At 67.7% G+C, this 24,974-nt stretch carries 14 protein-coding genes; 7 read left to right on the forward strand and 7 right to left on the reverse strand.

Features of this window, described 5'->3' with window-relative positions; translation table 11 throughout:
• Nucleotides 1-84 precede the first annotated feature (84 nt).
• The 5 genes from DL519_RS40335 to DL519_RS40350 form a co-directional block, all read right to left on the reverse strand.
• Complete coding sequence (locus tag DL519_RS40335) at nucleotides 85-825, reverse strand: hypothetical protein (protein WP_449619131.1); 741 nt, start codon at nucleotides 823-825, stop codon at nucleotides 85-87.
• A gap of 149 nt (nucleotides 826-974) precedes the next feature.
• Nucleotides 975-1,289, reverse strand: a complete 315-nt coding sequence (locus DL519_RS40340) for a hypothetical protein (protein ID WP_190822746.1) — start codon at nucleotides 1,287-1,289, stop codon at nucleotides 975-977.
• An 82-nt stretch (nucleotides 1,290-1,371) separates the two neighbouring features.
• Nucleotides 1,372-2,070: a hypothetical protein gene (locus DL519_RS40345; protein ID WP_223840074.1), complete on the reverse strand. Its 699-nt coding sequence runs from the start codon at nucleotides 2,068-2,070 to the stop codon at nucleotides 1,372-1,374.
• A 7-nt stretch (nucleotides 2,071-2,077) separates the two neighbouring features.
• Nucleotides 2,078-2,218 carry a hypothetical protein gene (locus tag DL519_RS47850; protein WP_223840075.1) on the reverse strand — a complete coding sequence of 47 codons (141 nt, stop codon included), beginning with the start codon at nucleotides 2,216-2,218 and terminating at the stop codon, nucleotides 2,078-2,080.
• 326 nt (nucleotides 2,219-2,544) lie between these two features.
• Nucleotides 2,545-3,081, reverse strand: coding sequence for a hypothetical protein (locus tag DL519_RS40350; RefSeq protein WP_190822748.1), 537 nt, complete (start codon nucleotides 3,079-3,081; stop codon nucleotides 2,545-2,547).
• A gap of 833 nt (nucleotides 3,082-3,914) precedes the next feature.
• On the opposite strand from DL519_RS40350, the gene DL519_RS40355 reads away from it, so the two are divergent.
• The 3 genes from DL519_RS40355 (at nucleotide 3,915) to DL519_RS40365 (ending at nucleotide 16,808) form a co-directional block, all read left to right on the forward strand.
• A complete protein-coding gene (locus DL519_RS40355) occupies nucleotides 3,915-12,236 on the forward strand; it encodes a hypothetical protein (protein WP_190824656.1) in 8,322 nt (2,773 codons plus the stop codon).
• A gap of 2,690 nt (nucleotides 12,237-14,926) precedes the next feature.
• Nucleotides 14,927-16,471 (forward strand): ISL3 family transposase, encoded by a 1,545-nt coding sequence (locus DL519_RS40360; RefSeq protein ID WP_223838289.1) that lies wholly within the window; start codon nucleotides 14,927-14,929, stop codon nucleotides 16,469-16,471.
• A 175-nt stretch (nucleotides 16,472-16,646) separates the two neighbouring features.
• Entirely contained in the window at nucleotides 16,647-16,808 is a 162-nt protein-coding gene (locus tag DL519_RS40365) for a WD40 repeat domain-containing protein (RefSeq protein ID WP_190822750.1), read from the forward strand.
• A gap of 72 nt (nucleotides 16,809-16,880) precedes the next feature.
• Here DL519_RS40365 and DL519_RS40370 read toward each other — a convergent pair whose 3' ends face one another.
• A complete protein-coding gene (locus DL519_RS40370; protein WP_190822752.1) occupies nucleotides 16,881-18,230 on the reverse strand; it encodes an FAD-dependent oxidoreductase in 1,350 nt (449 codons plus the stop codon).
• Between the two features lie 337 nt (nucleotides 18,231-18,567).
• On the opposite strand from DL519_RS40370, the gene DL519_RS40375 reads away from it, so the two are divergent.
• From DL519_RS40375 to DL519_RS40390, 4 genes are all read left to right on the forward strand, one after another.
• Entirely contained in the window at nucleotides 18,568-19,377 is an 810-nt protein-coding gene (locus DL519_RS40375; protein WP_190822754.1) for an SAM-dependent methyltransferase, read from the forward strand.
• A 5-nt stretch (nucleotides 19,378-19,382) separates the two neighbouring features.
• Nucleotides 19,383-21,494: a putative bifunctional diguanylate cyclase/phosphodiesterase gene (locus DL519_RS40380; protein ID WP_190822756.1), complete on the forward strand. Its 2,112-nt coding sequence runs from the start codon at nucleotides 19,383-19,385 to the stop codon at nucleotides 21,492-21,494.
• Between the two features lie 185 nt (nucleotides 21,495-21,679).
• A complete protein-coding gene (gene thrS, locus DL519_RS40385; RefSeq protein WP_190824514.1) occupies nucleotides 21,680-23,695 on the forward strand; it encodes a threonine--tRNA ligase in 2,016 nt (671 codons plus the stop codon).
• Nucleotides 23,692-24,267, forward strand: a complete 576-nt coding sequence (locus tag DL519_RS40390; protein ID WP_010311156.1) for an HIT family protein — start codon at nucleotides 23,692-23,694, stop codon at nucleotides 24,265-24,267. Before thrS ends, DL519_RS40390 begins: the two co-directional genes overlap by 4 nt.
• 108 nt (nucleotides 24,268-24,375) lie before the next feature.
• Here the strand turns inward: DL519_RS40390 and DL519_RS40395 are convergent, their stop codons facing one another.
• On the reverse strand, nucleotides 24,376-24,900 hold the full coding sequence (locus tag DL519_RS40395) for a YceI family protein (RefSeq protein ID WP_190822758.1): 525 nt from the start codon (nucleotides 24,898-24,900) through the stop codon (nucleotides 24,376-24,378).
• Between the last annotated feature and the right edge of the window lie 74 nt (nucleotides 24,901-24,974).

Here is a 24,974-nt window from a genome sequence, read left to right on the forward strand (position 1 = left end):
GGCCGGTCCGCCGTTCAACGGCAGCCGGCCCGCACGCTGTCGCTTCACAAGCGCATCAAGGTGCCCGTCGGCATGGGCAGGCCGTCACAGGCCGAGTGCTTGGGCGGCCAGCGCGGTTCCCTTCACCCGTGCGTCGATCTTGGCGAAGGCGAGATCGCGTGAGGTGGAGGTGTCATCCCCGAAGGGCGAGAAACCGCAGTCGTCGCAGGTGCCCAGCTGGTCGACGGGAATGTGGCGCGCCGCGAGCAGCACGCGGTCGCGCACCTGCTCCGGCGTCTCGACTACTGCGTCGATCGGGTCGGTCACGCCGCCGAACAACCGGATCCCCGGGCGCAGTTGGTCGGCGATGATGCGGAGCACGCGCTCGGGATCGGTCTCGCTCGCCATCTGGACGTAGAAGTTGCCGACCTGCAAGCGGAGAAGCTTGGGCAGCAGGCCCGCGTAGTCCACGTCCAGGCTGTGGGTGGAGTCGTGGTCCCCGCTCGGGCAGGTGTGCACCCCGAGCCGGGCTCGTTCGTCCGCCCCGAACCGGCCCAGCGCCTCGTTGTTCAGCGCGATGAAGTCGTCGAGCAGTTCGCCTGAGGGGTCCAGCTTGTTCGCCGACCGCACCGCCACGACGGGGCAGCCCAGCGCTTCCAGCTTGGCCAACGTGTCGGCGGTGGCCTGTTCCTGGAGCTTCGCCAGTTCGGCGTCGCCTATTCGTCCTTCTGAGTGCTCGGCGACGTCTGAAGTGCGTGCGGTCGGGGAATGCTGCCAATTGGCTCGGTGGGGATCATGCGTCGGACAATAGGAATTCATGTTCGGCGGCTCGGTGTGCGCCCGCATATTTCACTCAATTAGCCGACTCGGATAGTGAATTCCGGCGAAATTGCGGACGCTGTCAGGTCGAGAAGCGCCACCCGTTCGGCGGATGTGCGCCGGGTGCCCGGTGCGGGATGGGGACGAGTTGGTCGCAGCGCGACCGAGCGGGATCCCTACAGGCGTGCAGCCAGGCGGTCCCGGAACGGGGTGTAATCGTAGGTGGGGAACAGCCTCGGGAAGACCTCCAGCATGTTGCGCAGATTCGCCACTATGTCGCGGAAGTCGGGCTTCCCGAGCTCGATGGAGGCGAACAGGAACTCCCAACCGCGAGTCCCTTTGGTGGCGAGCAGGGCATCCATGTATTCGCCGTAGGTCAGGTCGAGCTTCACGAAGGTGCCGGGGTACGGGTGGCTCGGGTGCAGCTCGGTGTCGGCATGATCCCAGGCTGCACCGTCGAAAACCAGTCTCGCATCCTCGGGTCCGTTCACCGAAGTGTCCAACTTGCCCCTCAGTTCTGGCGTTTGCGTCTGCTTCGAATCAAAGGCTCACCTGTCCACGTCAGGACCCCTTTCAGGGCCGGGCATCAGGCCCGGTATCCGGCCAGTTGTCCACCGGCGATCCGGGAGGAGTTCCCGGTGCTGCGGCCTGTTCGTGTCGGCAGGTCTGTACCCACCTTTCCATGATCGAGGTCATTCTCGGCATCTGGACGCCGCTGAGCACGACGTCGGTCCCTGTCTCTGTCACGACGGTCTCGGAGTGGGTGGGGACCTGTCCCGGTCGCGGATCTGGTACCGCGCCCGGCAGTCGGTGTCCTCGAGGTCCATGACGAGATTCTTTTGTGGCTTGGGCGACCCAGGTGGCGGTCGGGTGTGTGGTGGCGCCCAGGATCCGGGTCCGGCGACTGGCGTGCTCGATCACTGCCGGAACGTGCCTTCGTGCCCGGGACAGGGTGACGGTCTCGGAGAGGTCGGACGCCAGTAAGGCATCGGTCTGGGAGCGTAGGAAGTCGGCCGATGTGCTGGAGTTGCGTTCGGGTGCGGGGTCGATCCCGGCCGTCTGCGAGGTCTCCCAGACGGTCGAGGCGGCCACGTTCACTTTCAGGGCGAGCAGTTCGCGGTGAGGTCGGCGGTATCCCCAGCTGGGGTTGTCCTTGGCCAGGCGTGGCACCGTGTCCGGGCGCGCCAGCAGCCGCAACCTGTGCAGTAGATTTCGTGGTGGCCGGTGCAGGAGGGCTGCCGTGAACGCTCGATCGGCGGGGGCGAAGCGCACTCTTGTCTTACCGAGTTTGCCGCTTCATCAGTGTGATCTGGTGGTGCGGGGTGAGGATCTCGACGTCGTTGTCCTGGTTGTTCGTGGGCTGCGGGTGCGGTATGGCGGGTGTGTTGGTCACACCGGGGTAGGCCGGTTGCAGCAGCATGGTCGGTCATCATGGGGTGGTGTGTGCCGGGGTGGGCGTGTTTGCTCGAGCGACTGCGCTCGATCTACTCGTAGGTCGTGCCTGCCGCTTCTGACCGGGGCGGATGAGGTTATCGGCAGGGGCACCTGTCGGCTCTCCCCAAAGTGACATGCGATGGTGGGTTGGTGGTCTGCCGGGCAATGCCGGTGGGTTTTTCGGGTAGCGGCGACGCAGTTGTCGATCTGTTTCGGGTTAGGGTGTCGGCATGTGAGTGTGTCGAGAAATGTGCCTGTCGTCACGGACTTTGGGGCAGTGGCCGCTGGTTTTCGGGCAGTCGTGGCCGTTGTTCATGTTCGCGCCTCTTGTTGCGCCGTCATGCTGTAATTATTGCCTCGGTCGGGCAGTGGGATGGGCGGATGATCAGCTTGGGTCGGAAGAATGACCGGGGCATAGCGGTTTTCGCCTCGCGACGGTGCCGTTGGTTGCGCAATCTGCTGGAAGGGTGCTTGTTCCGTGTGGAACGGGTTCTCGATGGCGCGGTGGGTGATCGGGTCATCACAAGGTTGTTCGCCGGCCATCCCGGCGAGCGCGGCTACGCATCCGGGCTTTGCCTGACGCGGACATCGGTCAAGACCGTCCTCGACGATCTGCCGTACCGCGGTGGAGTCATCGTGATCCACGGCCGCGGTACAGGGTTGTTGCACGTCGGCCGGGAGACGTGGGGTGATGAGTGAGACGCCGGGTGCTGTGCTCTTTTCGTCATCGTGTTGGGTGTCTTGCCGCGCCGGGTGCCGGCGACTGAAGCTCCACCGGTCGTGCGGGATCGTCGGGGTGTGCGTGAGCCGATACCGGGCGCTGGTGGGGTGTTCGATCGCCTCGGTCACCCTGGCCGGTGTGCACCTCTCGGTGGCGAGCCCGTCGGCGCGTGGGGTTGTGATCAACTCCGCTTCGGCGTCGGTCGAGTGCTCGTCGGAAGTCTTGGGTATCCGCTCTGCGCGACCAGCACCCTCCAGTGTCTCGTGGTCACCGGCCGGCCACGCCCGGTGCCGCTTGGATGCGGGCTGCTGCCCGATGCCCGATGCCACGGCCGTATCGACCTGCCGCCGGCCGCGATCGACCATTCCCGCGGCCCGTGACCGGTGTTCCCGTAAAGCCTGGAAATCCCGTCCAGCAGCACGGGTTCTGCTCTCGCGGGCCTGGTTGCTCGTCGACTGTGACAACGTCGGCAGCCCGCAATCGTGGGGCCCGCAGCACGAACCATGCGCAACGACACGCCCTGTCACCGGGAGATCATTGATTGTGGGTGGGGTGTTGTGGTGCGGGTGCCGGGTGGTTGAGGCTACCCGGCCACTGGGTTTGTGTGTGTTACCGCGCTGGTGGGTCACGGTGCGGGCATCCAGCGGGGCGGACAGGCTGGTTCCCGTATCCGTCGTTGCTGTTTCGGGTTGTGGTGGCGTTGGGGTCGGGTGGGTGTGATGTTTTCGTCGATCATGGTGCCGGAGGAGGTGAGGCGGCTTTTTCAGGTGTTGACGGGTGAGGATATGACGGATGCGGATGAGGGTGTGTTGTTCGCGGTGGCGGATGCGTTGGAGTCGGGTGCGGTGGAAGTGGGGGAGATGGGGGCGTTCGTGGCGGAGTTGGTGGGGAAGGTGCGGACGGAGTTTTCGGGGAAGGCGGCGGACCGGTTCGCGGGGGGTTGGAGGGCTTTGATGGGTTGTTGTCCGCGGGTGAGGAGGCGTTGCGGGAGTTGGCGGTGTTCGTGCGGGACCTGTCGCAGCAGGTGCGGTATGTGAAGTTGATGACGATTTATGGTTTGCAGTTGCTGCTGGTGGAGATGGCGTGGGCGGTGGCGATGGCGGGCGCGACCGGTGGCGCGTCGATGGCGTGGCTGGCGGCGCGGATGGCGGTGATGCGGATGTTGTTGTCGCGGTGGTGGGGCCAGTTGTTCATGCGGTTGGCGATGGCGGCCGCCGGTGGTGTGGGGTTCAACGTGCTGCCGGATCTGCAGGCCCAGTTGCAGATGCTGGGTGAGAACTCCAGTGACAAATGGGATGGGAAGCTCAGCGGGCAGGCGGCGGGGACGGGGGCGTTTTCGGCGTTGGTGTCGCTGCCGTTGTCGGCGGTAGGCGGTCTGGTCAGTAACGCGTTGATGAAGGTGCTGGTGCGGGGACTGGGCGATGAGGTGGACGAGGCGATTCTGGAGGCGGCGGTGAAGAGGGCGGTGGCCGAGCATGCGGAGTTGTATCCGGTGTCGGCGATGGCGCGCTTCGCGGATGTGGTGGGGGAGCATCTGGATGTTTATGCGGGGATGACGGTGCGGGGCATGTGGTGGGCACGGTTCGGGCATGGCGTGGGGGAGGCGTTGGAGAACGCGTTATCGGAGTTGTTGGGGGAGGTGGCGTATCAGGCGGCGATGGGCTTGCCGGTGACGTGGAATCTGTACGCGTTGTCGGCGGGTGGATCGGAGTCGGTGGCCGGGGGTGTGGGCAATCTGGCGGGTTTGGCGTTGCGGGGCAAGCTGCACCCGGATGGCCCCAGCCCATACCTCGACGACACCAGCCGGCGTGAGGGCGCCACCACCGAGGGTGGTGGGTTTGATGAGGAGAAGACCCCGCTGCTGGGGATAGGGTCCGGGTCGCAGACAGGGAACAGCCCTGGCTCCCCGGACAAGACCGACGCGTCCACCCCCTCCGATGCCTCCGATGCCTCGGACCGGCCGGGCACACCACCACCGGCGTATTCCGATGCGACACCGGATTTCGGTTCGGCCAGGCCGGTGCCGCCGCCGCGGTACGGTCCGGTTGCCGGTGGCGATCAGGTCGTGGCCGGTGTGTATGGCGTGTCTGGTGTGGACGTTTCTGGTGTGTCCGGGAACCGGATGCTGGATGTGTTGGCATCGCAGACGCAGGATTCAACGGGGGAGAGGTCAACGGCGGGTATCCCGCACGTTTCTGGTGTGTCCTCGGATGCCGCGCTACGGGACACTGTCATACCCGGATCCGGGTCTGGGCGGGTAGCGGATCTCAACGGCGAAGCGGTGTCCCCGGGGCGTGAGTCCTCGGTGGATGACCGGACGGGCCAGGGCGGGTCTTCTGGTGTGGACTCGGTCGCGGGAGGCGGGGATTGGCATCGTGGGGGTGAGGTTGCGGTGTCGCCGGATTCGGCGACGTTGCCGGCGGCAGGCCCGCAGGCGGTGCCGTTGCCGTCTCCGCGGCAGGACCCGGTGACGGCACCACTTGCGGGTCTGCCGGTGAACACGGTGCGGGTGCCGGTGCCCGCGGATGTGGTTGCTGGTGGCGGGTTGGTGGAGTTCGTGCGGGGCGGTGTCACCGATTCCACGGGCGGGCCTGTGCTGCTGGTGTCCCCAGGCAATTCGGATGCGGGTGTGGTGGTGTCGCCGGCTCAGGGTTGGGCTCTGGCACGCGAGGTGGGGCGTGATGTTGTCGCGATGACACCAGGGCAGGGCGGGCGCGGGCCACAGCGGACGGTATTCGCCGCCGACGGCTCTGCTCCCAGACCGGTGGCCGGGCCCGGTGCTCCGGTGCCGGCCGGAGCACCGGGCTCCCCGGCGGCTGCTCCGGCCGGCACGGCAGCGTCGGGAAGACCGCCGGTGCGGCAGGGGTCGCGTCCGGATGTGCGCAGGGAGATCGACCGGGCGAGGAAGCCGGAGGGCTCTGGCGATGATGAGCCGGCGGTGCAGCGGATCGTGCAGGACACCCGTGACATCCCGGGGTTGGCTCGCGGGGATGCTGCGGTGTCGCTGGAGGAGAGGCCGGCGCTGGTCGCGGCCGAGCACCACGAACTCGGCCGGGATCACCAGGACCAGGTGGTGGAGTTTCCCCAGGCGCCGGCAGACAGCCTGGATACCCAAGGCACCGGGCCCGGCATCCACGCCGGGGCCGGGCCGCAGCCGGGTAGGGACATGCTGTCGCAGTCCGCTGACGATCCGGGGTCGGACACCGGTGAGTCCCGCGGCCGCTACGTCGTGCACGGCGATCCCGGCAGAAAAGCCGATCACACAGCACAACCCGGGCACGATTTCTCCCCCGCCGCACACGACCCGCACGACACGCTTGACCGTGCGCACCAGGACCTCCCCAGCGACGCCCGTTTCGGGGCCGACGACGTCGGGCTGACCGCACCACCGCAGTTCCCGCACACCGAAGGACCGACACGGGCGGAGATCTGGATCCAACCGGTCCCCCTCCCCCGCGACCCGGCGGAACCCGCGGTCAGCCCGAACGGCCATCGGCGGACCCGCGAGGACCTGCGGCGCGACCCGGTGAAACCGGTACCGGAAACGATCCAGGAGCAACGCCGGAAGCGAGAGGGCACACGACGGCGCCTGTCCTGGCCCGATGGCAGGCGGGCCGAGGAGACCGCCTCCACCGCAACGGATTCCTCGAACACGACCTCACAGGCTTCCCGGGAAGCCTGCGAGGTCCCCAGCGTGCCGGCTCCGATCAGGCCACAGGAAGACACCAGGGCGGTCACCGGGGGAGACGATTCCGGTTTCCTTGGTGGGTACAGCGACGACTATGCGGTGGGTTCCCTCGGGTTGTCTGACGGGAAGTCTTTCGGTGAGCTGTTTCCGGAGGATGCGGTGTCGCCGGATGCGGTGTGGTCGGGTGCGGTGGGTGTGGCGGTGGGGTTTGGGTATCGGTTTGTGCGGGGGGTGAACCAGGCCAATTATTTTTCCGGTGATGAGCGTTTTCGGGTGAATTGCCTGGAGGCGTGTGTGGCGTTCCATAATTCTGTGAAGTTCGGTCGGCAGTTCGTGGCGGGGCCGGCTGGTGATCGGGATCCGGCTGCGTTGGAGGTGGCGTTCGGCCGGCAGGCTTGGTGGGTGGAGGGTGTTGCCGGGGCGCAGTGGTATGTGCGCAGCGGACCGGTGGGTGTGGCTGTGCCGGTGATTTACCAGCGAGCCGACGGTAGCGCGCATGTGATCAATGCGGTGCATACCGACAGCAAAGACCATGATGGGCACGATGTTGTCGTGTTGTGGGATCCGCAGCGGGGCGAGGAAGCCGAGAAAGCCGATGTTTCTGCCGTGTCCGGGATGTGGGTGATTCCGGTGCTGGAGGCGGAACCGGATCGAGAGATAATGTTGCCGCCTGGTGGTTCCCAGTTGCGCGGCCAGGGCTGGGGATCTGCGCTGCCCACCGAGGTGACAGGTCCGAAGCGCCAGCCCGGTGCGTCTGGGCCGGTGGCCGGGAAAACCGGCCCGAAAGGCACGAAGAGGACGCGGGGGCAGGCCGATGAGAGTGCGCGGGGGGAGGCTGGCGAGAGTTCCGGGGGGGCCAAGCGGCGGAAGGTGGCAGCAGTCGCTGCGGGGATTGATCCCGGGAGTCCGGGCAATGGCGAGAGTGAGGTACTCACCCCGACCGATCAGGCAACACAACAGGACGAGCGGAGTACGCGGCGGAAACAGCAAAACAGGGCAAGGAGCGCGAAGTATTACCAGGCGAGAAAGGCCGAAGCCGCCCGGGTTGCGGAGTTGGAGGAGTTGCAGGGGCGGGGGCAGCTGACTGAGGAGCAGGAGGCGGAGCTGGCGGCGCTCCAGCCGAAGGTGGCGCAACAGAAGCAGCAAGTGAAGGCAAAGAGCGCTAAGGATTACCAGGCGGTAAAGGCCGAAGCCGCCCGGGTTGCGGAGTTGGAGGAGTTGCAGGGGCGGGGGCAGCTGACTGAGGGGCAGGAGGCGGAGCTGGCGGCGCTCCGGCTGAAGGTGGCGCAACAGAAGCAGCAAAAGAGGGAAAGGGACGCGAAGCAGTACCAGGCGGTAAAGGCTGCCGCCGCGCGGGTTGCGGAGTTGGAGGAGTTGCAGGGGCGGGGGCAGCTGACTGAGGGGCAGGAGGCGGAGCTGGTGGCGCTCCGGCCGAAGGCGGAGCGGAAACAGCAAAAGAGGGAAAGGGACGCGAAGCAGTACCAGGCGGTAAAGGCTGCCGCCGATCGGGTTGCGGAGTTGGAGGAGTTGGAGGGGCGGGGGCAGCTGACTGAGGCGCAGGCGGTGGAGCTGGCGGCGCTCCAGCCGAAGGCGGCACGGAAACAGCAAAAGAAGGAAAAGAACGCGAAGCGGAACCAGGCGGTAAAGGCTGCTGCCGATCGGGTTGTGGTGTTGGAGGAGTTGGAGGGGCGGGGGCAGCTGACTGAGGGGCAGGCGGTGGAGCTGGTGGCGCTCCGGCCGAAGGCGGAGCGGAAGCAGCAACAGAAGGCATATAGCGCGAAGCATTACCAGGCGGTAAAGGCTGCTGCCGATCGGGTTGCGGAGTTGGAGAAGTTGGCGGGGCGGGGGCAGCTGACTGAGGGGCAGGCGGTGGAGCTGGCGGCGCTCCAGCCGAAGGTGGCGCAGCGGAAGCAGCAAAAGAGGGAAAGGGACGCGAAGTCTCGCCAGGCGGTAAAGGCTGCTGCCGATCGGGTTGTGGTGTTGGAGGAGTTGGAGGGGCGGGGGCAGCTGACCGAGGAACAGGCGGCGGAGCTGGCGGCGCTGCGGCTGAAGGTGGCGGGGCGGAAGAAGACGGACCGGGAGGTGATGGAGACCGGGGTGAGTGGGGCCGCGGTGGCGGGGCGGGATGAGCGGAGTGCGGGGCCGGAGGGGGTATCGGAGTGGACTGGGGCTGATCAGGGTGACCGGGACGCGTGGTTGGCCGACTTCGATCTCGGTGCGTGGCTTGATCAGGCGGTGGCGGATTCAGCAGTGTCGCGGGATGCGGGTGCGGGAGGTGCTGGGGTGATGCTGGGCGAGGGTGCTTTCGGGGACGTTGTCGCGACCGAGTTGACCGCGTTCCTGGGACAGGACGCCAGGGACGATACGGATGCCGGAGGTGCCGGGGCGGTCGCCGGGGGGGATGATTTCGCCGGTTTCCTTGGTGGGTACCACGACTGGGCGGGTCCCGTTGGGTTGTTTGGGGTCGACCGGTCTGACGGGGGGTCTTTCGGTGAGCCGTTTCCGGTGGATGCGGTGTGGCCGGATGCTGTGTGGCCGGATGTGGTGTGGCCGGATGCGGTGGGTGTGGCGGTGGGGTTTGGGTATCGGTTTGTGCGGGGGGTGAACCAGGCCAATTATTTTTCCGGTGATGAGCGTTTCCGGGTGAATTGCCTGGAGGCGTGTGTGGCGTTCCATAATTCTGTGAAGTTCGGTCGGCAGTTCGTGGCGGGGCCGGCTGGTGATCGGGATCCGGCTGCGTTGGAGGTGGCGTTCGGCCGGCAGGCTTGGTGGGTGGGTGGTGTTGCCGGGGCGCAGTGGTATGTGCGCAGCGGGCCGGTGGGTGTGGCTGTGCCGGTGATTTACCAGCGAGCCGACGGTAGCGCGCATGTGATCAATGCGGTGCATACCGACAGCAAAGACCATGGGGGGCACGATGTTGTCGTGTTGTGGGATCCGCAGCGAGGGGAGGAAGCCGAGAAAGCCGATGTTTCTGCCGTGTCCGGGATGTGGGTGATTCCGGTACCGGAGGCGGAACCGGATCGAGAGATCATGTTGCCGCCTGGTGGTTCCCAGTTGCGCGGCCAGGGCTGGGGATCTGCGCTGCCCACCGAGGTGACAGGTCCGAAGCGCCAGCCCGGTGTATCTGGGCCGGTGGCCGGGAAAACCGGCCCGAAAGGCACGAAGAGGACGCGGGGGCAGGCCGACGAGAGTGCGCGGGAGGCCAAGCGGCGGAAGGTGGGAGCAGCCGCAGCTGGGATTGATCCCGGGAGTCCGGGCAATGGCGAGAGTGAGGTACTCACCCCGACCGATCAGGCAACACAACAGGACGAGCGGAGTGCGCAGCGGAAACAGCAAAACAGGGCAAATAGCGCGAAGTATCGCCAGGGGTTAAAGGCTGCCGCCGCCCGGGTTGCGGAGTTGGAGAAGTTGCAGGGGCGGGGGCAGCTGACCGAGGGGCAGGAGGCGGAGCTGGCGGCGCTCCAGCCGAAGGCGGAGCGGAAACAGCAAAACAGGGCAAATAGCGCGAAGTATCGCCAGGGGTTAAAGGCTGCCGCCGCCCGGGTTGCGGAGTTGGAGAAGTTGCAGGGGCGGGGGCAGCTGACCGAGGGGCAGGAGGCGGAGCTGGCGGCGCTCCAGCCGAAGGAGGAGCGGAAACAGCAACAGAAGGCAAAGAGCGCGAAGCAGTACCAGGCGGTAAAGGCTGCTGCCGCCCGGGTTGCGGTGTTGGAGGAGTTGGAGGGGCGGGGGCAGCTGACTGAGGGGCAGGAGGCGGAGCTGGCGGCGCTCCAGCCGAAGGCGGCGGCGCGGAAGCAGCAAGAGAAGGCAAATAGCGCGAAGTATCGCCAGGCGGTAAAGGCTGCTGCCGATCGGGTTGCGGAGTTGGAGGAGTTGGAGGGGCGGGGGCAGCTGACTGAGGGGCAGGCGGCGGAGCTGGCGGCGCTCCGGCCGAAGGTGGCGCAACAGAAGCAGAAAAAGAAGGCAAAGAACGCGAAGGATTACCAGGCGATAAAGGCTGCTGCCGATCGGGTTGGGGTGTTGGAGGAGTTGGCGGGGCGGGGGCAGCTGACTGAGGGGCAGGCGGCGGAGCTGGCGGCGCTCCGGCCGAAGGTGGCGCAACAGAAGCAGCAAAAGAGGGAAAGGGACGCGAAGTCTCGCCAGGGGAGAAAGGCCGAAGCCGCCCGGGTTGCGGAGTTGGAGGAGTTGGAGGGGCGGGGGCAGCTGACTGAGGAGCTGGCGGCGGAGCTGGGGGCGCTTCGGTTGAAGGTGGTGGGGTGGGGGCGGAAGAAGAAGGATCGGGAGGTGATGGAGACCGGGGTGAGTGGGGTGGGTGGGGACGCGGTGGCGGGGCGGGTTGAGTGGAGTGCGGGGCCGGAGGGGGTATCGGGGTGGACTGGGGCTGATCAGGGTGACCGGGACGGGTGGTTGGCCGACTTCGATCTCGGGGCGTGGCTTGATCAGGCGGTGGCGGATTCAGCGGTGTCGCGGGATGCGGGTGCGGCGGCGAATTCTGGGGTGATGCTGGGCGAGGGTGCTTTCGGGGACGTTGTCGCGACCGAGTTGACCGCGTTCCTGGGACAGGACGCCAGGGACGATACGGGTGCCGGAGACGCTGGGGCGGTCGCCGGGGGCGACGATTTCGCCGGTTTCCTCCCCGACTACCACAACTGGGAGGGTCCCGTTGGGTTGTCTGGGGTCGACCGGTCTGACGGGCTGCCTTTCGGTGAGCCGTTTCCGGTGGATGCGGTGTGGCCGGATGCTGTGTGGCCGGATGCGGTGTGGCCGGATGCGGTGGGGTTTGGGTATGGGTTTGTGCGGGGGGTGAACCAGGCCAATTATTTTTCCGGTGATGAGCGTTTCCGGGTGAATTGCCTGGAGGCGTGTGTGGCGTTCCATAATTCTCTGAAGTTCGGTCGGCAGTTCGTGGCGGGGCCGGCTGGTGATCGGGATCCGGCTGCGTTGGAGGTGGCGTTCGGCCGGCAGGCTTGGTGGGTGGGTGGTGTTGCCGGGGCGCAGTGGTATGTGCGCAGCGGACCGGTGGGTGTGGCTGTGCCGGTGATTTACCAGCGAGCCGACGGTAGCGCGCATGTGATCAATGCGGTGCATACCGACAGCAAAGACCATGGGGGGAACGATGTTGTCGTGTTGTGGGATCCGCAGCGGGGCGAGGAAGCCGAGAAAGCCGATGTTTCTGCCGTGTCCGGGATGTGGGTGATTCCGGTGCCGGAGGCGGAACCGGATCGGGAGATAATGTTGCCGCCTGGTGGTTCCCCGTTGCGCAGCCAGGGCTGGGGATCTGCGCTGCCCACCGAGGTGACAGGTCCGAAGCGCCAGCCCGGTGTATCTGGGCCGGTGGCGGGGAAAACCGGCCCGAAAGGCGGGAAGAGGACACGGGGTAAGGCTGATGAGAGTTCGGAGGGGGAGGCTGGCCAGAGTGCGCGGGGGCCAAGCGGCGGAAGGTGGCAGCAGCCGCTGCTGGGATTGATCCCGGGAGTTCGGGCAATGGCGAGAGTGAGGTACTCACCGCGACCGATCAGGCAACACAACAGGACGAGCGGAGTGCGCAGCGGAAACAGCAAAAGAAGGCAAAGAACGCGAAGCAGTACCAGGCGATAAAGGCTGCCGCCGCCCGGGTTGCGGAGTTGGAGAAGTTGAAGGGGCGGGGGCAGCTGACTGAGGCGCAGGCGACGGAGCTGGCGGCGCTCCAGCCGAAGGTGGCGCAACAGAAGCAGCAACAGAAGGCAAGGGACGCGAAGCAGTACCAGGCGGTAAAGGCTGCCGCCGCGCGGGTTGCGGAGTTGGAGGAGTTGCAGGGGCGGGGGCAGCTGACTGAGGGGCAGGAGGCGGAGCTGGCGGCGCTCCAGCCGAAGGTGGCGCAACAGAAGCAGCAAAACAGGGCAAATAGCGCGAAGCGGTACCAGGCGGTAAAGGCTGCTGCCGCGCGGGTTGCGGTGTTGGAGGAGTTGGCGGGGCAGGGGGAGCTGACTGAGGGGCAGGCGACGGAGCTGGCGGCGCTCCAGCCGAAGGCGGCACGGAAGCAGCAAATGACGGAAAAGAGCGCGAAGCAGTACCAGGCGATAAAGGCTGCCGCCGATCGGGTTGCGGAGTTGGAGAAGTTGAAGGGGCGGGGGCAGCTGACTGAGGAACAGGAGACGGAGCTGGCGGCACTCCAGCCGAAGGCGGAGCGGAAGCAGCAAGAGAAGGAAAGGGACGCGAAGCGGCACCAGGCGGTAAAGGCTGCCGCCGCCCGGGTTGCGGAGTTGGAGGAGTTGGAGGGGCGGGGGCAGCTGACTGAGGGACAGGAGGCGGAGCTGGCGGCGCTCCAGCCGAAGGTGGCGAAACACAAGCAGCAAGTGAAGGCAAAGAACGCGAAGCAGTACCAGGCGAGAAAGGCTGCCGCCCGGGTTGCGGAGTTGGAGGAGTTGGAGGGGCGGGGGCAGCTGACTGAGGAACAGGAGGCGGAGCTGGGGGCGCTTCGGCTGAAGGTGGCGGGGCGGGGGCGGAAGAAGAAGGATCGGGAGGTGATGGAGACCGGGGTGAGTGGGGTGGGTGGGGACGCGGTGGCGGGGCGGGTTGAGTGGAGTGCGGGGCCGGAGGGGGTATCGGGGTGGACTGGGGCTGATCAGGGTGACCGGGACGGGTGGTTGGCCGACTTCGATCTCGGGGCGTGGCTTGATCAGGCGGTGGCGGATTCAGCGGTGTCGCGGGATGCGGGTGCGGCGGCGAATTCTGGGGTGATGCTGGGCGAGGGTGCTTATGAGGAGTTTGTCGCGACCGAGTTGCCCGCGTTCCTGGGACAGGAAGCCGGGGACGATGCGGATGCGGGAGGTGCGGGGGCGGTCGCCGGGGGGGATGATTTCGCCGGTTTTCTCCCCGACTACCACGACTGGGCGGGTCCCGTTGGGTTGTCTGGGGTTGACCGGCCTGACGGGGGGTCTTTCGGTGAGCCGTTTCCGGCGGATGCGGTGTGGCCGAATGCGGTGTGGCCGGATGCGGTGGGTGTGGCGGTGGGGTCTGGGTATGGGTTTGTGCGGGGGGTGAACCAGGCCAATTATTTTTCCGGTGATGAGCGTTTCCGGGTGAATTGCCTGGAGGCGTGTGTGGCGTTCCATAATTCTCTGAAGTTCGGTCGGCAGTTCGTGGCGGGGCCGGCTGGTGATCGGGATCCGGCTGCGTTGGAGGTGGCGTTCGGCCGGCAGGCTTGGTGGGTGGGTGGTGTTGCCGGGGCGCAGTGGTATGTGCGCAGCGGACCGGTGGGTGTGGCTGTGCCGGTGATTTACCAGCGAGCCGACGGTAGCGCGCATGTGATCAATGCGGTGCATACCGACAGCAAAGACCATGGGGGGCACGATGTTGTCGTGTTGTGGGATCCGCAGCGGGGCGAGGAAGCCGAGAAAGCCGATGTTTCTGCCGTGTCCGGGATGTGGGTGATTCCGGTGCCGGAGGCGGAACCGGATCGAGAGATAATGTTGCCGCCTGGTGGTTCCCAGTTGCGCAGCCAGGGCTGGGGATCTGCGCTGCCCACCGAGGTGACAGGTCCGAAGCGCCAGCCCGGTGTATCTGGGCCGGTGGCCGGGAAAACCGGCCCGAAAGGCACGAAGAGGACACGGGGGAAGGCCGACGAGAGTGCGCGGGAGGCCAAGCGGCGGAAGGTGGCAGCAGCCGCAGCTGGGACTGATCCCGGGAGTCCTGGCAATGGCGAGAGTGAGGTACTCACCCCGACCGATCAGGCAACACAACAGGACGAGCGGAGTACGCAGCAGAAACAGCAAAACAGGGCAAAGAACGCGAAGGATCGCCAGGGGTTAAAGGCTGCCGCCGCCCGGGTTGCGGAGTTGGAGGAGTTGAAGGGGCGGGGGCCGCTGACTGAGCCTTTCCGGTGCGCCAGCAGACAGGAGGTTGACCATGTAGGTGGTTGATCTGTTGTCGCTCGTCGTCGCTTGCCGGTGTGAGTCCGGTCCGGGTAGCTGCCAGGAGGCCCGGCAGCAGACTGGCGGCGTCGGAGGGAAACCTCCGGCGTCGAAGCCCAGTGTCAAAGGTCCTTTAGGGGGAGCGACTGAGCGGTCCGTAGCATCAAGCGAAGCCTGTGGCGTCGTTACTCAGCTGCCGGTGAGGGTGGCGGCAGGGAGAGCCGAGCCCTTCCGGATCGGGGTGATGACGGCGCTCAGGTGAATCGGTGAATCGGCTCTGGCGCGAGTTTCGTGACCCTGGTGACGGGTCGTGATCGCGGTTGTTGATCATATTGGGCGTGCTCTGTTGATCTGGAAGCGTTGCTGCCTCATCTGGGCGGGCTGTGTGTGGAGCGAGTGGAGTACGGATCCGACGGCGTGACGATCTGCGCTCGGTCGCGTGTGGCCGAGGCGACCTGCCGGGCATGTGGGGTGCGGTCTGGGCGGGTGCACAGCCGTTACGTGCGCCGGTTGTCTGATGGCGTGCTCGGTAGGCAACCAGTGGTCATCGCGTTGACGGTCCGGCGGTTCGTGTGCCTGGATTCTCAGTGCGCGACGAAGACGTTCGTGGAACAGGTCGACGGCCTGTCCGAGCCGAATCGACGTCGGACGACTCCGCTGCTGGCGATGTTGGGGCAGGTGGGCTTGGCGTTGGCGGGCCGAGCTGGGGCGCGTCTGGCCGCGATCTTGGGTATCAAAGTGGATCGGACGACGCTGCTGCGTTTGGTGCGGGCACTGCCGGAGCCGGAGACCACGACCGCCCCGGCCGTGCTCGGCGTGGACGACTTCGCCCTGCGCAAGCGGCACGTGTACGGCACGATCCTGGTCGACATCGACACCGGCAAGGTGATCGACCTGCTGGACGGTCGCGAGGCCGAACCACTGGAGCAGTGGCTGCGCGAGCATCCTGGAGCCGGGGTGATCTGCCGTGACCGCGCCGGCGCCTACGCCGAAGGCGCGAAGGCCGGGGCCCCGGACGCCGTCCAGGTGGCCGACCGTTGGCATCTGTGGCGCAACCTGGGCGACTACGTCGAGAAGGCCGTCGGGCGCCACCGCGCCTGCGTCAAGCTCGACCAACTCGACGGCGAAACTGTCGGCGTGTCGGCGCCGCAGGCGGCCCAGGACGAGCCGGACGCCGCGATACCCGAACCGGTCGAGTCGCGACTGGTGATCCGTACCCGGGAACACTATGCCGCGATCCACGGGCGGCTGGACCGCGGCGAGACGATCTCCGCCATCAGCAGGCAGCTGTCACTGGACCGCAAGACCGTGCGGCGCTTCGCTCGTGCCAGCACGGTTGACGAACTTCTCGGCAAGGCGATCGCCCGGGCGAGCTTGCTCGACCCGTTCAAGCCCTACCTGCACCAGCGTTGGACGGAAGGCACCACCGACGCCGCGCAGCTGACCAAGGAGATCACCGCCCAGGGATACACCGGCAGCGACAAGACCGTGCGCCGCTACCTGCAGCCCTTCCGCGGCATGCTCACGCCTCCGCCATCGCCGCCTGCCGTGCCGAAAGTCCGTCAGATCACCGGTTGGCTGCTGCGCCGCCCAGAGGATCTCGATACCGACGAGACCAACCAGCTCGCTGACATCCGATCCCGTTGCCCGCACCTGGATCGCCTCGCCGACCACGTCACCGACTTCGCGAAGATGATGACCAACCGTGAAGGCGAGAAACTAGAATCTTGGCTGTCCACAGTGGAACATGATGATCAGCCCGACTTGCACTCCTTCGCCATCGGGCTCCGCCGCGACCAAGACGCCGTCACCGCAGGACTCACGCTGCCCTACAGTTCGGGGAAGGTCGAGGGCAACGTGAACAGACTGAAGGCGCTCAAGAGGCAGATGTACGGCCGAGCCAAGCTCGACCTCCTCCGCAAACGCGTCATCCTGGCCTGACGGCCCCCGGCTCACCCTGAGTCACCGAACCACGAAACTCGCGCCAGAGCCGGTGAATCTCCCCAGACCTGCTCGTTGAAATTCCCCACCCGGCGTGGCTCCGCCGAGACGGGCGGGGCTCCTTCGAATCTGGCGGTCTCTGACCACACGCCAGCTCGAAGGAGCCCCACGTCTCATGCTCACACGGGAGGAAGACGTGGGAGATCCGCTTGCCGGGCACGTCGGGACGATCAACGACCTGTCGTTCAACCGGCAAGGCGACGTGCTCGCCACCTCGGGCTGGGGTGATCGCGCCGTCCGCCTCTGGCGGCTGCCCACCCGATCGGTGGATGAGTGAAGGGCCCCTTCATGGATGACCGGCCTTACTCGGTCAAAGGTGCCCTTCACTCGGAAAAGATCACCTTGTAGGTCACTCGGAGCGGGAGATTCGGACCATTTCCTCGCGGGGGACGACCTTCACGCGCTCGCGGCCCTGGGCTTCGCCCAGCGCCTTCTCGTGCGCGTCCAGGCGGCCCCAGCCCTCCCACGTCGTGTACTCGACGCCGCGATCTTCCAGCAGCCGCAGGATGCTCTCGCCCGACGGCTCCTCCGCCTTCGGCATCGTCGCCAGGTCCGCGAGCAGGTTGTTGATCGTCTCCAGCGCGTCGCCCTTGGTGTGGCCGATCAGGCCCACCGGGCCGCGCTTGATCCAGCCGGTGGTGTAGACGCCCGGGATGTGCTCGCCGTCCAGGTCCAGCACCCGGCCGCCCTCGTTGAGCACGGTGCCCGTCTGGTGGTCGAACGGGATGTCCGCCAGCGGCGAGCTCAGGTACCCGACCGCCCGGTAGACCTGCTGCACCGGGTAGGTCTCGTACTCGCCGGTGCCGCGCACGTTGCCGTCGCCGGTGAGCTCCATGACCTCGACCTTGAAGCCCTCGACCCGGCCGGTGCCCAGCACCTCGACCGGCGAGCGCAGGAAGTGCAGGTGCAGCCGCCGCGCGGTGTCGTGCTTCGGGTCCCGCAGCGCCCAGTCCTGCAGCGTCTTGACGATCGTCTTGACCTGGTTGTGGGTGCGGATCGCCTCCTCGCTGGCCTCGTCAAGCTCGAAGCCCTCGGGGTGCACGATGATCTCCACGCCGGCCTGGTGGTCGAGCTCGCGCAGTTCCAGCGGGGTGAACTTGGCCTGCGCCGGGCCACGCCGGGCGAACAGGTGCACGTCGGTGACGCGGGAGTCCTTCAGGCCCGCGTGCACGTTGTCCGGGATCTCGGTGCTCAGCAGGTCGTCGGCCTGCTTGGCCAGCACCCGGGCCACGTCCAGCGCGACGTTGCCGGCACCGATCACCGCGACCTTCTCGCCGTCCAGGGTCCAGTCGCGCGGGGCCCCCGGGTAGCCGTCGTACCAGTAGACGAAGTCGGCCGCGCCGAAGCTGTGCGACAGGTCGATGCCGGGGATGTCCAACGCCCGGTCCTGGTCCGCGCCGGTGGCGAAGATGACCGCGTCGTAGTGGTGGCGTAGGTCGTCCAGCTTGACGTCCACGCCGTAGTCCACGTGCCCGAGGAACCTGATCTCCGGCTTCTCCAGCACCCGGTGCAGCGCGCTGACGATGCCCTTGATGCGCGGGTGGTCGGGAGCCACGCCGTAGCGGATCAGGCCGTAGGGCGCCGGCATCCGGTCCAGCAGGTCGATCTCGACCGGGGTCTCGGACTTGGTCAGGATGTCGGCGGCGTACACGCCGGCCGGACCGGCCCCGACGATCGCAACCCGCAGAGGGCGAGTCATTCCATCTCCTCCTACGCCCCGCACCGGCCCGAACGGATATCGGCCGGATTGCGGCGCTCGCTGACTGGCCCATCACGACTGGGCACGGTGGGCGTCCACCAAGACCCCACCAGCTTAGGTACCCCTTACCCCGGATCCCGCGATGCGGACGGTGACAATACTCATATCCGGTTCCGGGGCCTCCGGTGCGCGACGTCGAGTGCGTGACTCGAAGCGGTGGGTGACAGTAGGATCGCCGCTTGATCAACGCTCCCGAGCGCGGTGACCACAGCTCGAAATGGTTCTGGTCGGTGCCGCGGTTCGGGGCGCCGGAAGACCAGCGCTGGAGGTCACGCGCATGGAGTTACGGCCGGACTGGATACCCGAGGGCGTCGACCTGGAGAAACCCAGCGCCGCCCGATGCTACGACTTCTACCTCGGCGGGGCGCACAACTTCGCCGTCGACCGCGAACTCGGCCGCAAGGTCATGGAGGTCGTGCCGAACGTGCAGGAGGTCGCCCGGAACAACCGGGGCTTCCTGCGCCGCGCGGTTCGGTACTGCCTCGATCGGGGCGTGCGGCAGTTCCTGGACATCGGCTCCGGGATCCCCACCGCGGGCAACGTGCACGAGATCGCGCAGGCCATAGACCCCACGGCCCGCGTGGTCTACGTCGACAACGAGCCGGTCGCCGTGGCGCACAGCCGCTCGATCCTCAACGGCAACGAGAACGCCACGATCGTGCAAGCCGACCTGGTCGACGTCGATGACGTCCTGGACGCCCCGGAGACCCGGCGGATGCTCGACTTCTCCCAGCCCATCGCGGTCATGATGGTCGCGCTGGTGCACTTCGTCCCGGACAGCAGCAAGCCCCGCGAGGTGATCCGGCGCTACCACGACCGTCTCCCGGCCGGCAGCTACCTCGGCTTCTCCCACGTCACCGGCGACCACTACCCGGAAGGCGTCCAGGGCCTGGTCGAGCTGTACAAGAGCAGCACCAACCCGGTCACGCTGCGCACCCGCGACGAGGTCGCCGAGCTGGTGTCCGACTTCGAGATCGTCGATCCGGGCGTGGTCTACGCGCCCGATTGGCGCCCCGACACCCACGAAGACGTCTGGGAGAAGCCGGAGCGGTCGATCGTTTACGGGGCCGTGGCCTGCAAGGTGTGACCCGCATGCCAGGAACGGGGGGATCGGCCGCCGACGGCGGGGAGCTAGGCCAGGAGGACCTGGTCAGGCAGTGGACCCGGGAGGTCATCCACACGAGCTACGTCCCGATGGGCCGCCCCGACGTCGAGGCCTTCCTGGCCGAATGCGTCGACGACCTGCTGTCCGTCCTCGACGGCGGACCGGTCGATGCCGCGCGCGGCATCGGTGAGCGCCTCGTCGGGGCGCACCTCACCAACTCGGCGGCGCTGGCCCGCACGCTGCGGCACCTCGCCACGGAGTTGCCGAAGATCCGGGAGACCGACCCGGTCAGGCTGATCGAGGCGCTCAGCGAGCTGGCCGCCGGGTTCGCCGGGGTGCTGCGGGAGCAGACGCTGCGCGAGCAGGAAGTGATCCAGCGCGCCGTGTCGGACGCCCGGGACGCGGCGGAGGAGGCGCTGCGTTCCAGCGAGGCGCGCTTGCGCGCGGTCTTCACCTCCTCGGCGCTGGGCATCGCGGTCGTCACGCTGGACGGGGTGGTGGAGGAGACAAACGGGGCGCTGGCGCGGATCTTCCGGCGCCCGGAGTCCCAGCTCGTCGGCGGCACCGTGTTCGAGCTCGCCGACGAGACGTGGCTGGCGCAGCTGACCGGCACCATCGCCGAGCTGGCGGCCGGCGTAGCGAACCGGAGCTTCCTGGACATCCGGTACACCGCTCCCGACGGCGCGCACGTGTGGACCCAGCTGTCCGCGTCGCTGGTCCGCGACGCCCGCGGCGAACCGGACTACCTGGTGCTGCTCTACGAGGACATCACCGACCGGCACATGCTCCAGGAGCACTTCCGCCAGCAGGCCGTCCGGGACCCGCTGACCGGCCTGGCCAACCGCACCAAGCTGGGATCCAGCCTGGACACCGCGCTGGAGCCGACGCGCCCGGGCCGCCGGGTGGGGCTGTGCTTCTTCGACCTCGACGGGTTCAAGGCGGTCAACGACAGCCTCGGCCATCCGATCGGCGACCGGTTGTTGCGGCAGGTCGCGCAACGCCTGGAGGCGATGGCCGCGGCGGTGGGCGCGGTCGCGGCGCGGATGGGTGGCGACGAGTTCGTGGTGCTGGTTCCCGACTCGAGCGGCGCAGGCCCGATGATCGACCTGGTGGAACGCCTGTTGCGGGAGATCACGCGGCCGGTGCTGATCGGCGCGCACGAGCTCAGCGCTTCGGCCAGCGTCGGCGTCGTGGAGCGTGAGGTGGCCGGCACCGACGCCGGGGCGCTGCTGCGGGACGCCGACATCACCCTCTACCGGGCCAAGAGCGACGGCCGCGCGCAGTGGGTGCTGTTCGACCCCGAACGCAACGCGGCGGCGCGCGACCGGTTCAAGCTCTCGGCGGCGCTGCCCGCTGCCCTGGACCAGCACGAGCTGTTCGTCGAGTACGAGCCGGTCATCGCGCTGGCGAGCGGACGGCTGGTCGGAGCCGCCGCCAACATCCGCTGGGACCACGAGGAGTTCGGCGAGCTGGGCGAGGAGCGGTTCCTGGGGTTGGCGGAGGAGACCGGGCTGATCACCCGGCTTGGCACCTGGGCCCTTCAGCAGGTGTGCGAGCACGCCGCGCGCTGGGTGAAGCGGCTGGGCCCGGAGGCGCCGGTCGCTGCGGTGCAGCTCTCGCCGCGGCACTGCCGCGACCCCGAGCTGGTCGCCGACGTGCAGCGCATCCTCCGCGAGACCGGGCTACCGCCGCAGTACCTAGCGCTCGGGCTGCCCGAGTCCGCGCTGTTCGATCACCAGGGTGACCCGGTGGATACGCTGGAGATCTTCGCAGAGATGGGGCTGTGGTTGGGCGTCTACCAGTTCGGTGACGACTACGCCCGGCTGCCGCGGCTGAAGGGGCTTCCGCTGGGGATGGCGCGCATCGAGGGCCCGCATCTGGACAGCTTCGTCGACCCGGAGGGTCCTGACCCGCTGGACCGGCATCTCGTGGTGGCCGCCTGTGGTGCGGCCCAGCTGCTGGGCCTGCAGGTCAGCGCTGCTGGCGTGCGCGATCGGTTGCAGGCGAACCGCCTGCGCGAGCTGGGCGTGTCGCTGGCGCTGGGGCCGTTCACCGGCGGTCTGGTCTCGGCGACGGAGCTGGAGCAACTCGCGTCGTGAGTGCGCAGCCGGGCTGGAGCCCGGTTGCGCACTCACGACCCCCCGGGCGCGGGAGCTGGGGGAAAGCGGTCCGCGACAGGCCGATAGCATCGGTAAGCGAAGTGCGTCCGCGCCGGTCGGTGGGCCGGCCCAGCCTAGGAGTGATCGTGTCCGTACAGCCTTCCCAAGCTCAACAAGCTCTCCGGGTGAAGGTTCCGGCGGGCACTACTGCGGGCGAGGCGGTCGCCGCGGCGGAGCTGCCGTCGAAGGGGCCGGAGGCGGTCGTGGTGGTCCGCGACGCCGAAGGCAACCTGCGCGACCTCGCGTGGGCGCCGGAGGCCGACGTCGAGGTGGAGGCGGTCGCCGCCGACACCGAGGACGGCCGCAACGTCATCCGGCACTCCGCGGCGCACGTGCTGGCGCAGGCGGTGCAGAACCTCTTCCCCGACGCGAAGCTGGGGATCGGCCCGCCCGTACGGGACGGCTTCTACTACGACTTCGACGTCGACCGCCCGTTCACCCCGGAGGACCTGCAGGCGCTGGAGAAGCGCATGAAGCAGATCATCAAGTCCGGGCAAAAGTTCTCCCGCCGCAGGCTGGAGTCGGTCGACGCCGCCAAGGAGGAGCTGGCGGGCGAGCCGTACAAGCTGGAGCTGGTGGACATCAAGTCCGATGTGGACACCAGCGAGGTGATGGAGGTCGGCGGCGGCGAGCTGACCGTCTACGACAACATCGACCGGCACGGCGAGGTCGTCTGGGGCGACCTGTGCCGCGGCCCGCACGTGCCGCACACCCGGTTCATCCCGGCGGTCAAGCTGATGCGGGTGGCCGCCGCGTACTGGCGGGGCAACCAGAACAACCCGCAGCTACAGCGGGTCTACGGCACGGCCTGGGAGTCCAAGGAGAAGCTCGACCAGCACCTGGAGTGGCTGGCCGAGGCCGAACGCCGCGACCACCGGCGGCTCGGCGCGGAACTCGACCTGTTCTCCTTCCCGGACGAGATCGGCTCCGGGCTGCCGGTGTTCCACCCCAAGGGCGGCATCATCCGGCGCGAGCTGGAGGACTACTCCCGCAAGCGGCACGAGCAGGCGGGCTACGAGTTCGTCAACACCCCGCACATCACCAAGGACACGCTGTTCAAGACCTCCGGGCACCTGGACTGGTACAAGGACGGCATGTTCCCGGCGATGCACCTCGACGAGGAGCGCGACGCCAACGGTGAGCTGCGCAAGCCGGGCGTGGACTACTACCTCAAGCCGATGAACTGCCCGTTCCACAACCTGATCTTCCGCTCGCGCGGGCGCTCCTACCGGGAGCTGCCGCTGCGGCTGTTCGAGTTCGGGTCGGTGTACCGGTACGAGAAGTCCGGCGTGGTGCACGGGCTGACCCGGGTGCGCGGCATGACGCAGGACGACGCGCACATCTACTGCACCCCCGAGCAGCTGCAGGACGAGCTGAAGTCGCTGCTGGGCTTCGTGCTGGACCTGCTGCGCGACTACGGACTGGACGACTTCTACCTGGAGCTGTCCACCCGCAACGACGAGAAGTACGTCGGCAGCGACGAGAGCTGGGCGGTGGCCACCGAGGCGCTGCGCACCGCCGCCGTGGACTCCGGCCTGGAGCTGGTGCCGGACCCGGGCGGGGCGGCGTTCTACGGCCCGAAGATCTCCGTGCAGGCCAAGGACGCGCTGGGCCGCAGCTGGCAGATGTCGACCATCCAGGTCGACTACCACCTGCCGGAGCTGTTCAACCTGGAATACACCGCGCCGGACGGCAGCAAGCAGCGGCCGATCAAGATCCACCGCGCGCTGTTCGGCTCGATCGAGCGGTTCTTCGGGGTGCTCACCGAGCACTACGCGGGTGCCTTCCCGGCCTGGCTGGCGCCGGTGCAGGCGGTCGGCATCCCGATCGCCGACGAGCACGTCGAGCACCTGCAGCGGGTGGCGAAGGCGTTGCGCGCCAAGGGGATCCGTGTCGACGTCGACACCAGCGACGACCGGATGCAGAAGAAGATCCGCACCCACACCACGCAGAAGGTGCCGTTCCTGCTGCTGGCCGGCGGCAAGGACGTGGAGGCCGACGCGGTGTCGTTCCGGTTCCGCGACGGCAGCCAGATCAACGGGGTCCCGGTGGACACCGCGGTCGCCGCGCTGGAGGACTGGATCGCGCGCCGCGAGAACGCGTCGCCGACCGCGGCGAACTTCCAGGCGGAGCGGGCGTGAGCGGAGTTCGCGGCCCGGAGGGCGTGGAGCTGACCGAGCAGCACGGCGTCGGCGTCCAGGACGCGTTGCAGCGGCTGTGGACCCCGCACCGGATGGCCTACATCCAGGGCGAGAACAAGCCGGAGGGCGACGACAGCGACGGCTGCCCGTTCTGCCGGCTGCTCGAGTCGGGGCGGCCGGACGACGAGACGCTGATCGTCGCGCGCGACGAGCTTGTCTTCGCGATCCTCAACCTGTACCCGTACAACCCGGGGCACCTGATGGTGCTGCCGTACCGGCACGTGGCCGACTACACCGAGCTCAGCGCGGCGGAGACGGTGGCGGTCGCGGAGTACACGCAGCGGGCGATGCGGGTGATCCGGCGGGTTTCCGCGCCGCACGGCTTCAACATCGGGCTCAACCAGGGGCCGGTGGCGGGGGCGGGCATCGCCGCGCACCTGCACCAGCATGTGGTGCCCCGCTGGGGCGGCGACTCGAACTTCATGCCGGTCATCGGCCACACCAAGGTGCTGCCGCAGCTGCTCGGCGAGACCCGGCAGCTGCTGGCCGACGCCTGGTCCGAAGTGGATTGACCGGGTGGTCGCCATTTTCCGTTGAAACTGCACCGGGACGGCACAGCGGGCCGAGGACGTGGTCATCCCCGGCCCGCTGCGTCTTCGGCCCGCTGCGGCGTCGTCAGCTCAGCTGCGGAGCTTGGCCTCGATGTCGAGGGTGATAGTGATCTTCTCGCCGACCATGGCGCCACCGGCCGGACCCACGCCGAAGTCGGTGCGGTTGAGGACGACCTTGGCGGACAAGCCCAGCAGGCCGTCGGCGAAACCGCCCACCTCGGTCTCCAACGACACCGGCTTGGTGACGCCGTGCAGGGTGAACTCGCCGTCGATCACGAAGTCGTCGCCGTCCTGGCGGACGCCGGTGGAGCGGAAGGTCGCGGTGGGGAACTGCTCCACGTCGAGGAAGTCGGCGTTGCGCACGTGCGCGTCGCGGTCGGCGTTGCCGGTGTCGATCGACGAGGCGTCGATCGTGGCGGTGACCGTCGACTCCAGCGGGTCGGTACCGGTGACGATCTCGCCCTGGAAGCTGCCGAACCGGCCGCGGGACTTGCCGATGCCCAGGTGGCGAACGGAGAACGCGATGTCCGAGTGGACGGTGTCGATGTCCCAGATACCCGCGACGTAGCCGGGGATCTGCGCCGTTGCCGTCATGCTGCCTCCAAGGAAAGAACGGGACGGAAGTTTCGCCCATCCAAACGCGGTTGAATCTTCAAGCATTCCGCTCT

It is taken from the genome of Saccharopolyspora pogona (genome assembly GCF_014697215.1).
Lineage (GTDB): Bacteria > Actinomycetota > Actinomycetes > Mycobacteriales > Pseudonocardiaceae > Saccharopolyspora > Saccharopolyspora hattusasensis.